Below are 9,551 nucleotides of genomic sequence, written 5' to 3' on the forward strand. Positions count from 1 at the left end.
TGGGTCTGCGCGTCGGGCTCCCGCAGCGCAAGGGGCAAGTCCAGTCGCTGCTCCGGCGGACCGTCGTCGTGATGGATGGCCACCTGGCCTGCAAAGGGCGCGGCAGCGATGCGGTGCACGAACGCGGTACGCTCCGGCGAACGTGTGCAGTAGTGCATCTGGAAGTCCGCACCCTCGCGCGCCAGCTGCTCGGCCATGCACAGCAGCGGCGTGATGCCGATGCCGCCGGCGATGAGCAGGCTGCGCCGCGCCGGCAGCAGCGCGAAGCGGTTGCGCGGCGCGCCGATGCGGATCACCTGGCCCTCGGCCAGCGCATCGTGAACGGCGGCCGAGCCGCCGCGTGAGTTCGGATCGCGCAGCACGCCGATCTGGTAGCGATGGGTTTCCGACGGGTCGTTGCACAGCGAGTACTGGCGCAGCAGCCCGGGCCGCACTTCGACGTCGATGTGCGATCCGGCGCTGAAGGCGGGCAGGGCGCTGCCGCGCACCGGGAACAGATCGAGCGCGACGATGTCCAGCGCCGTGGCGGCCTTGCGGCCTATGCGCACTTCGAGCAGCGTGTCGCTCATGCGGTGCCGGCGCGCAGCCGCTCGCGGATGTCCAGCCGCAGCTGGTCCTTGCGCACCTTGCCCGATGCGGTGCGCGGGAGGCTGTCGACCAGCACCAGCTGCTCGGGATGCTTCTGCCGTGCCACGCCCGAGGTCACCATGCACTGCGTGACCTGCGCGAAGTCCAGGCTGTGGCCGGGGCGGGGCACGACATAGGCGCACACCGCTTCGCCGAGCCGTTCGTGCGGCATCGCCACCACGGCCGCCTCGTCGACCGCGGGGTGGCGGTGCAGGATGTCCTCGACCTCCTTGGCGCTGATTTTCTCGCCACCACGGTTGATCAGGTCCTTCTTGCGCCCGGTGATGACGATGGCGTGTTCGGGCGTCAGCCGTCCCAGGTCGCCGGTGGCAAAGAAGCCGTCGGCATCGAAGCTCTCGGCCGACTGCGCGGTGTCGGCATAGCCCAGCGCCATGGCCGGGCCGCGCACGCAGATCTCGCCTTCGTGGCCGACGGTCAACGCCTGCCCCGCGTCGTCGACGATGCGCGCCTCGTAGTGCACGAGCTCGCCATCGGTGGTGGCGGCCAGGTCCAGCGTGCCCTCGCGCACGAAGCCCAGCGTGACCAGCGGCGCCTCGCTGGAACCGTAGACGCGGAAGGCGCGGCAGTTCTGCAGCACGTCGGCGCAGCGGCGGATCAGCGCCTGCGGCACCTCGGCGCCGCCGCAGGCGAACAGGCGCAGCGAGGGCAAGCGTTGGCCTTGTCGAGCGGCCTCGCCCAGCAGTTCGTGCAGGAAAGGCGTCGCGCCCATGCTCGCGCTGACTTGTTCGCGATCGATCAAGGCCACTGCCTCGGCGGCGTCCCAGCGCTCCATGAAGACCGTGCGCGTGCCGCAGACCAGCGGCAGTTCCATGCCGTAGCTGAAGCCGGTGATGTGGGTCACCGGCGAGGCCATCAACACGGTGTCGCCGGGGCGCTGGCCCCAGTGCGCGAAGGCCTTGCGCAAGGTCACCGGCCCGGTGTTGTGCGAGTGCAGAACCGCCTTGGGCCGGCCGGTGGTGCCGGAGGTGTAGAGCAGCAGCTTGACCGCGTTGGCGTCGACCGGTGGCGCGCCGCGCCAGGGGCGCTGTTCGCCGATCAGCGCCTCGTAGCTGTCGGTACCTTGCTTTGCGTCCCGCACGCTGCAGCTCATGCGCAGCGCAGGCAGCGTCGGCGCCAGGCGCTGCATCATGGCGGCGTAGTCGAAGCCGCGGTAAGTGCTTGGGAAGAATGCCGCGCGCGCGCCTGAATCGGCCAGCATGTGGGCCACCTCGGCGTCGCGGTAGATCGGCACGATGGGCGCGACGACCAGGCCCAGCAGCGCAGCGGCCAGGTCGATCACCAGCGCTTCGCGCCAGTTGGGCAGTTGGAAGCTCACGACGTCGCCGCTGACCAGGCCTCGCGCCTGCAGCGCGGCCGCGAGGGCCTGCGCCTCCAGCAGCAGATCGCCGATGCGGCAGGCCTGGCCTTCGAAGACATGCGTGATGCGGCCGGGCTCCAGCGCAGCCGCTTCGGCGGCGAAGTCGGCCACGGTCTTGTCCAACCAGACGCCGGTGTGCCAATAGCGTGCGATGAAGGCGGCGGACTGCGGCGTGGAGAAGCTGTTCATCGCGCAGCCTCGACGTAACGCGCAAAGTGCTCGTCTCGGTTGCCGAACAGTGCGTTGATCACCATCACGCGGCGGAAGTAGTGGCTGATGTCCAGTTCCTCGGTGATGCCCAGGCCACCGTGCATCTGCACCGCGTCGTTGGCGACGCGGCGTGCCGCGCCGGCGATGTAGGCGCGCGCGCCGCTGACGGTGCGGACGCGCTGCGTGGGATTGGCGTCCAGGCTGCGCTGGGCCACGCGGGTCAGCGCCTCGATTTCCTGCTGCAGCAGGAACAGCTCGACCATGCGGTGCTGCAGGGCCTGATTGCTGCCGATGGTTCGGCCGAACTGCTTGCGCACCTTGAGGTAATCGCAAGTCGCGGTGACCAGGCTGCGCACGACGCCCAGCGTTTCGGCGCACAGCGCCACGGCGGCTTCGTCGCGGGCCCGGGCGATGGCCTCGGCCGCGTCGGCTGCATCGGCCGTGCCCAGCCGCTCGACCCGTGCAGCCTGGAAGTGCAGTGTGGCGGCACCGCGCCCATCGATCAGCCGGTAGGCTTTGCGCTCGACGCCTGCAGCTGCCGGGTCGACCAGGCACAGCGCCCAGCCGCCGGCGGCATCGGCATCGCGTGCGCTGACGATCAGGCGGCCCGCCACATCGCCGTGCAGCACATTGATCTTGCCGCCGTGCAGGCGCTCGCCGCGCAGTTCGCAGGCCGGGCCGGCAGTCGGGTCGTCGTCGCAGGCGAAGGCGAGCGTGAGCGCGCCTTCCGCCAGCACTGGCAACAGTTCGGCGCGTTGCGCTGCACTGGCACTGGCCAGCACGAGGCCGGTGCCCAGCACCGCGCTGGCGAGCACCGGCTCCATCAGCAGGCGGGCGCCGACCACTTCCATCAGCGCGCCGATCGCGGTGGCGTCGGCGTCGATGCCGCCATCGGCTTCGGGCAGGCGCAGTGAGAGCCAGCCAAATTCGGCGTAGTCGCGCCAGGCCTGTTCGCTGCAGCCTGCGGCCAGAAAGGTGCGGCGCTGCGCGAAGCCGTACTGCTCGGCCGCGTAGCGCTGCGCTGCATCGCGCAGCATCTCGACGGTGTCGTTGTCCGTTGTCATAGCCCCAGCACCATCTTCGCGAGGATGTTGCGCTGCACCTCCGACGACCCACCGAAGATCGTCGCGGCGCGGTTGTAGAGGTGATCCTTGACGATGCCGCCGGCGTCATCCGGGCCGAGTGGCGGCCGGTCCGCGCGGTGTAGCGCTTCGACGTCCCAGGCGATGCCGGCCGGCCCCAGCGCATCGACCAGGGACTCGGCGATCTCCTGGTACAGCTCCGTGCCGCGCAGCTTGATCAGCGAGGCCTCGGCGCCGTTCTCGCGGCCTTCGAGCAAGGCTTCCATCGCCTGGTAGGCACAGGCCTCGAGGGCAAAGCCACGCAGGTCGAACTCGCCGATGCGCTGGCGCAGCGCGGCGCTTGGCGCGGGCAGCGCCTTCAGCCGCGCCAGCGCGTGCTGCACCATGCCGAGCATCGCGCCGGCGGTGCGCTCGTTGCGCAGCAGGAACTTGGCGTAGGTCCAGCCGGCGCCTTCTTTGCCGACGAGGTTGGCCACCGGCACGCGCACGTCGTCCAGCCAGACCTCGTTGACGTGGTGGTAGCCATCCATCGTGGCGATCGGCTTTACGGTGATGCCGGGGCTACGCATGTCGATCAACAGGAAGGAAATGCCGTCCTGTGGTCGACCATCGCGGTCGGTTCTGACCAAACAGAAGAGCCAGTCGGCCCATTGCGCATACGTGGTCCAGACCTTCTGGCCGCTGACGCGGTAGTGATCGCCATCCCGCACGGCCTCGGTGCGCAGCGCGGCCAGGTCGGAGCCGGCGCCGGGCTCCGAGTAACCCTGGGCCCAGAAGTCCTGGCTGCTCACGATGCGCGGCAGGAAGCGCTGCTTCTGCGCCTCGCTGCCATAGGTGTAGATGACCGGGCCGACGTACTTCACCCCGAAAGGGATCACCCAGGGGCAACCGTGGCGCGCGAGCTCATCTTCGAAGACGAAGCGCTCCAGCGCCGACCAGCCTGCGCCGCCATGGGCTTCGGGCCAGTGGGCGACCCCCCAGCCCTGCGCGTGCAGCAACTGCATCCACTGCTGGTAATCGGCCTTGTCCAGCACCTGGTGGCGCTCGGACTTGCGCCGCAGTGTGGCGGGCATCACGTTGGCGCAGAAATGGCGGATGTCCGCACGCAGCCGTTCGGCGCGTGCACGCACCTCGGCGACGGTGCCAGTGCTCATGCGCCGCGCTCCGGTGACAGGCGCAGCAGCTGCACGCCCAGGTTGCGGCCGTGGAACAGGTTGTCCAGCGCGACCGGCAATTGCGCCAGACCGTCGAGGATGTCGATGCGGTACTTCAGCTTGTCTTCGAGCACCAGCGCCTGCAGCTTCGCCGCCACCTCGGCATAGCGGTGGAAGTGGTCGCGCACCAGAAAGCCTTCCATTCGCGCGGCCTTGGTCACCAGCCGCATCAGCGCGCCGGCGCTCTGCGTGCCGCCGCCGTTGTAGCTGGCCACCATGCCGCACAGGGCGATGCGGGCACGGTCGTTGATACGCTCGAGCAGCAGATCGAGCACCGGGCCGCCGACGTTCTCGAACACCCTGTCGATGCCATTGGGGCACAGCGCATCGAGCCGCGCGCCGACGTCCTCGGCCTTGTAGTCGATGGTCGCGGCGATGCCGCATTCGTCGCGCAGCCAGCGGCACTTGTCGGCGCCGCCGGCAATGCCGACGACATGCAGGCCGAGCTGCGTGCCGAGCTGGCAGACCAGCGAGCCGACGCTGCCTGCCGCCGCGGTCACCACCAGCGTCTGGCCGGGCTGCGGCTGGCAGACCTCGTGCAGGCCCGCCCAGGCAGTGAGACCCTGCACGTCGAGCACGCTGCGGTAGGCTGCCAGCGGCACCTGAGGGTGCGGCGCCAGCGGCATCAGCTGCGCGGCCGTCGCGGTGAACCATTCCTGGCAGCCGCCCATGCCGTTGACATAAGTGCCCACCGGCAGGGCCAGGTCGTTCGAGGCCTCGACGATGCCCAGCGTGATGCCCATCATGGTCTCGCCCAGCGGCTGCGCCGGCACGTAGCTGTCCTGCGGATTCATCCACAGCCGCATCGCCGGCGGTACCAGCAGGTAGATGTTGCGCACCAGCACCTCGCCGGCGGCGGGGATCGCACGCTGAACGCTGCGCAGCTGCAGGTGCTGCTCGGTCACCGCGCCAAGCGGCCGCTGGCGCAGGATCCATTGACGGTTGTGGGTCACTTCGCGCCGCCCAATCCCAGGAACTTGTCCAGCGTCAGGTGGTGGTGGCGGATGCGGCTTTCCTGGTAGCTGGCCAGGCTGACCTTGCCGCGCTGGCTGGCACGCATACCCCTCATCATGTGCGGCAGGTTGCGCATGTCTTCCTCGAACACCGGCCCGAGCGCGCCGATCTCCGGCGCGGCGGTGAAGGGTTCGTCATCGCCCAGGCGGTTCAGCGGCGCGGCCGGCGGGCACGCGCTGCCCTGCGGGTGGCGGCCAAGAATGTAGACATCGAACAGGCAGTGGTCGGTGTCGTCGCCGTCCGGGATGACGCGGTAGACGATGTTGCCGAAGTAGCCGGCCCAGACCTGGAAGTTCGGGAACACCGAGTACAGGATCGCGTCTTCCAGCTCGGCCAGCGTGGCCTGCGACAGGTCGGCACCGGCCGCGGCGGCATAGGCCTGGCGGTTGAGCTCGCCGACGTACTGGCGCGCTGTCACGCCCTCGGGCAGGCGGTGGCGCGAGCCGTCGGTCTCGGACATGCGGCCCGACAGCGCGAGGATGTCGTTCAGCGTGGTCGTGTCGTCGACGCCGCCGAGGTTCGGGCTGACCACGCCCATCGGCGTGATGGCACGCGCGATGATGTCGCCGAACACGTCGTACTGGCTGTCGACGTCGCCGGTGAAGGTCATGATGCCCGGGTGCGTGACCTTGGTGTGCATGGCCTCGAAGAAGGCCTCCTGGGCCACCTTCCAGTTGCAGGCGATGCGCCGCTGCACGTGGGCGAGGGTGGTTGCGCGGTCCATCAGATAAGACCTGAAGTGCTCGGGCAGCACGCCCAGGTAGTCCAGCAGCGGCTGCGCCTGCGCATCGAAATTGATGAAGACGAAGCCGGCCCAGCTTTCCACGCGCACTTGCGGCAGGTCCAGCGGCCGATCATCCAGGTGCTTGAAGTCCCAGCTGCAGGGCTTGCTCTTGAAGCGGCCCTGGATGTCCCAGGTGAAGCCGTGGAACGGGCATTTCAGCTGGCCCGCCGTGCCGCTCTGCGTGCGCAGCGTGCGGCCGCGGTGCAGGCAGGAGTTGTGGAAGCCGCGGATGCCGCCATCGTCGCCGCGCATCAGAATCACCGAGCTGTCGACGATGTCGTAGACCACGTGGTCGCCGGCGTTCGGAATCTCTTCGGCGCGGGCGACGAACTGCCAGGCCTTGGGCCACATCTTTTCGGCCTCGAGGCGGTGGAAGGCGTGCGAGGTGTAGCGCGCCACATCCAGGTCCTCGTCGCCGAACTGCGGCGGCGACGACTGCAGATAGGCCGGCACCGGGACCGTCTCCTGCGCCAGCAGCTGCTGGAACTTCAGCGGGTCGCCGGCGGTCTCCGGCGGCTGGACGAAGATCTGTTGCTCACGCGGTTTGTTCATCTCTTGTCTCCTGCTTCAAGAATCGTCACGGCGCTGACCCCGGGTGCGCCGTAGACATGCGTGTAGCCCAGGCGCGGGCGGCCGGGCACCTGTCGCGCACCGGCCTGGCCGCGCAGCTGCGTGCAGACTTCGATCACCTGCCGCAGCCCGGAGGCGCCGACCGGCTCCCCGTTGGCCATGCAGCCGCCGTCGGTGTTGATCGGCAGGCGGCCGCCAATGTCGGTTTCGCCGCGTTCGAGCAGGTGCTGCTGCTCGCCGTGCTCGCAGAAGCCGTTCTCGGCCATGTGGATCAGTTCGGAGCCGCTGTCGGTGTCCTGGACCTGGATCACGTCGATGTCGGCCGGACCCACGCCGGCTTGTTCGAACGCGGCGCGGGCGGCGAACACCGTCGGCGCCGGTGCGGCCTCGGCGGCGAGTGCCGGGCTGAAGACCTCGAACGAACCATGCCGGCGCGTGCGCATCAGCGCGGCTTTCACCAGCACCGGCGTGCGGGTGTACTTGTGAGCGGCCTTGGCGCTGCACAGCACCAGCGCCGCGCCGCCTTCGGCCGGGCTGCAGAACATGTACTTGCGCAAAGGCAGGTTCACCGGCGTCGATTCGGCGATTTCCGCCAGGCTCAACTCGCGCCGGCGCCAGGCCTGCGGGTTCAGCGCGCCGTTGCGGAAGGATCGCTGCGCCGCCAGCACCAGCGCTTGCTCGCTCAAGCCATGTTCGTGCAGGTAGCGCTGGGTCTTCAGCGCGAAGAACTGCGTCGTCAGCATCAGCCCGGTGTTGCCATACCAGTCCTCCAGGCCCCAGTCCTTGGGGCGGGCGTTGAAGGCGCCTCGCGGATGTTTGTCGAAGCCGACCGCGACGCCGATCTCGGCCATGCCCGAGCGGATGGCGGCCACCACGCTGGCCAGCGCGCTGCCGCCGGTGGCACAGCCGTTGGCGACGTTGACGAAGGGCGTGCCGGTCAGGCCGAGCAGGTTGGCCAGCGCGTCGGCGTTGCCGGCGTCCTGGCTGCCGCCGTAGGCCACGCCCACGGCGTCCCAGCTCAGGCCGGCATCCTGCAGCGCCAGGCGAACCGCGTGCGCGCCTTGCTCGAGGCCGGACAGACCGTCGGTGCGCCCGAAGGGGTGCAGGCCGATGCCGATGATGGCGACGTCGTCGGTCACTGGTGCACCCTACGGCCTGCGGCCGGTCCCGCCAAGCGGGAATGAGTCCCTTCGGACGGCCGGGCGGGTCTCATGCCGGTGTGTCCTCGTCGTCAGCCGGCTGGAACGCGTAGGTGTGGACCGCCGTTCCGTCCGCATCGCGGCGGTACGCTTCCAGCGTCAGGTCCATGGCCATGCCGATGCGCAGCCGCGCCGGGTCGGCCAGCGTCAAGCGGCTCTCGACCTTGAGGCCGCAGGCCATCTCCACATAGCCCACGCCGTAGGGCCGAAAATCGGCTTCGCTGGCGGCGCCGTCGTAGGGCGGCTTGGGACAGAAGTCCTGTACCGTCCACGACCACAGACGGCCGCGGTGACCCAGGTCGAAGGCCTCGAGCTGCGTGCCGCAGCAGCGCGTGCAGCCGCGGGCGGTGGGAAAGTACACCTCGCCGCAGGCGCTGCAACGGCTGCCCAGCAGGGTCGGCAGGGCGCCGTCCAGGCGCAGCAGGTGCGGGGCGATCAGCCGCGGTTGTTGCATATTACGAACCATCTGGTCTGTTTGTTTATCAATGCGGCGAAAGCCGCGTCGGCGTTCGTCGGCCAAGGGGCACTCATGACGCGCGCCGCCGGGCGAGTTGTCCGCGTTCGAGCGCCTGGGCGCCGTGCGCCGCGGCGTAGTCCTTGTCGAACTCGGTCTGCGTCACCCGCGCCAGCAGGTCCACCAGCCGCTGCAAACGCGCGCCCTTGACGTAGCCGACTGGATCGATGGCAATGCCCTGCAGGCTGGAGAAGATCAGGTCGCGCAACACCTCGGCGGCGCCTTGCACCTGGGTCCAGAACGGGAAGTGCTGCAGGATGTGCGCCGAGATCTTGTCGTCGAGCACCTTCTCGAGCGGCGCCATCGCGGCCTTCAGCGTCTTGTCGGCGCGTGCGCCGCGCTGCAGTTCGTGCAGCGCGATGAACGAGGGCCGCGCGTAGTACTTCTGCAGCGAGACGATGGTGTCGCGCATGTCCTCGTAGCTCGGCAAGGTGCCGGCCGGCACCTTGACCTTGCCGATCGCCTCGCCGTACTCGACGGCGCGCAACTCGGTGATGTACTTCGCCGCGGCGATGAACACCGCATCGCGTGACTTGAAGTGATGCGTCATCGCGCCGCGCGACACGCCGGCCTTCTGGGCGATCTTGTCGGTCGTGGTCTGGGCGTAGCCGATCTCGATCAGGCACTGCATCGTGGCTTCCACGATCTGCGTCTGCGTCAGCAGGCTTTTCTCGGCCTGCCAGGTGCCGCCCTCGGTCATGTTGCGGGAGCGGGTCGGGCGGGCTCGCTTGGCGGTGGGGAGGGTCATCGGGCAAGCAGGGCAGGGTGAGGACGCCCGTATTGTGTGTGCACGGCCCAGCGCAGGTCACGACAAGCGAACCGAGTGGCCATAGTCCACCGTGAGCACCGAGCCGTTCATGTACGACGAGGCGTCGCTGGCCAGCAACAGCAGCGGCCCGTCGAGCTCGTCGAGCCGGCCCAGGCGGCCCGGCGGCAGCGCGGCGATCTCCTGCTTGCCC

The 9,551-nt window shown here is 69.3% G+C and carries 8 protein-coding genes and 1 pseudogene; all 9 read right to left on the bottom strand.

Annotation, left to right across the window (positions count from 1 at the left end):
• Window positions 1-569: pseudogene (locus VLK61_RS11730) on the bottom strand (ferredoxin reductase); the annotation flags it as partial.
• Complete coding sequence (locus VLK61_RS11735) at window positions 566-2,194, bottom strand: AMP-binding protein (RefSeq protein WP_325421326.1); 1,629 nt, start codon at window positions 2,192-2,194, stop codon at window positions 566-568. The pseudogene VLK61_RS11730 and the gene VLK61_RS11735, both read right to left, overlap by 4 nt.
• On the bottom strand, window positions 2,191-3,279 hold the full coding sequence (locus VLK61_RS11740) for an acyl-CoA dehydrogenase family protein (RefSeq protein WP_325421328.1): 1,089 nt from the start codon (window positions 3,277-3,279) through the stop codon (window positions 2,191-2,193). Before VLK61_RS11740 ends, VLK61_RS11735 begins: the two co-directional genes overlap by 4 nt.
• Complete coding sequence (locus VLK61_RS11745; protein ID WP_325421330.1) at window positions 3,276-4,451, bottom strand: acyl-CoA dehydrogenase family protein; 1,176 nt, start codon at window positions 4,449-4,451, stop codon at window positions 3,276-3,278. Before VLK61_RS11745 ends, VLK61_RS11740 begins: the two co-directional genes overlap by 4 nt.
• The gene (locus VLK61_RS11750; RefSeq protein ID WP_325421332.1) at window positions 4,448-5,464 is read right to left on the bottom strand and encodes an NADP-dependent oxidoreductase; all 1,017 of its coding nucleotides are present in this window, start codon (window positions 5,462-5,464) and stop codon (window positions 4,448-4,450) included. The genes VLK61_RS11745 and VLK61_RS11750 overlap by 4 nt, the downstream gene beginning before the upstream one ends.
• A complete protein-coding gene (locus VLK61_RS11755) occupies window positions 5,461-6,861 on the bottom strand; it encodes an aromatic ring-hydroxylating oxygenase subunit alpha (protein ID WP_325421334.1) in 1,401 nt (466 codons plus the stop codon). Before VLK61_RS11755 ends, VLK61_RS11750 begins: the two co-directional genes overlap by 4 nt.
• Window positions 6,858-8,018 (bottom strand): thiolase family protein, encoded by a 1,161-nt coding sequence (locus VLK61_RS11760; protein WP_325421336.1) that lies wholly within the window; start codon window positions 8,016-8,018, stop codon window positions 6,858-6,860. Before VLK61_RS11760 ends, VLK61_RS11755 begins: the two co-directional genes overlap by 4 nt.
• A gap of 70 nt (window positions 8,019-8,088) precedes the next feature.
• Window positions 8,089-8,598, bottom strand: coding sequence for a Zn-ribbon domain-containing OB-fold protein (locus VLK61_RS11765; protein WP_325421338.1), 510 nt, complete (start codon window positions 8,596-8,598; stop codon window positions 8,089-8,091).
• Window positions 8,599-8,605: 7 nt separating this feature from the next.
• Window positions 8,606-9,340: a TetR/AcrR family transcriptional regulator gene (locus tag VLK61_RS11770; RefSeq protein WP_325421340.1), complete on the bottom strand. Its 735-nt coding sequence runs from the start codon at window positions 9,338-9,340 to the stop codon at window positions 8,606-8,608.
• Between the last annotated feature and the right edge of the window lie 211 nt (window positions 9,341-9,551).

Origin of the sequence: Aquabacterium sp., assembly GCF_035476535.1 — a bacterium.
Taxonomy (GTDB): Bacteria; Pseudomonadota; Gammaproteobacteria; order Burkholderiales; family Burkholderiaceae_C; genus Pseudaquabacterium.

Coding starts and splice junctions, on each gene's coding strand:
- VLK61_RS11755 (WP_325421334.1), bottom strand. CDS start 6,861: ATGAACAAACCGCGTGAGCAACAGATCTTCGTCCAGCCGCCGGAGACC.
- VLK61_RS11740 (WP_325421328.1), bottom strand. CDS start 3,279: ATGACAACGGACAACGACACCGTCGAGATGCTGCGCGATGCAGCGCAG.
- VLK61_RS11745 (WP_325421330.1), bottom strand. CDS start 4,451: ATGAGCACTGGCACCGTCGCCGAGGTGCGTGCACGCGCCGAACGGCTG.
- VLK61_RS11770 (WP_325421340.1), bottom strand. CDS start 9,340: ATGACCCTCCCCACCGCCAAGCGAGCCCGCCCGACCCGCTCCCGCAAC.
- VLK61_RS11735 (WP_325421326.1), bottom strand. CDS start 2,194: ATGAACAGCTTCTCCACGCCGCAGTCCGCCGCCTTCATCGCACGCTAT.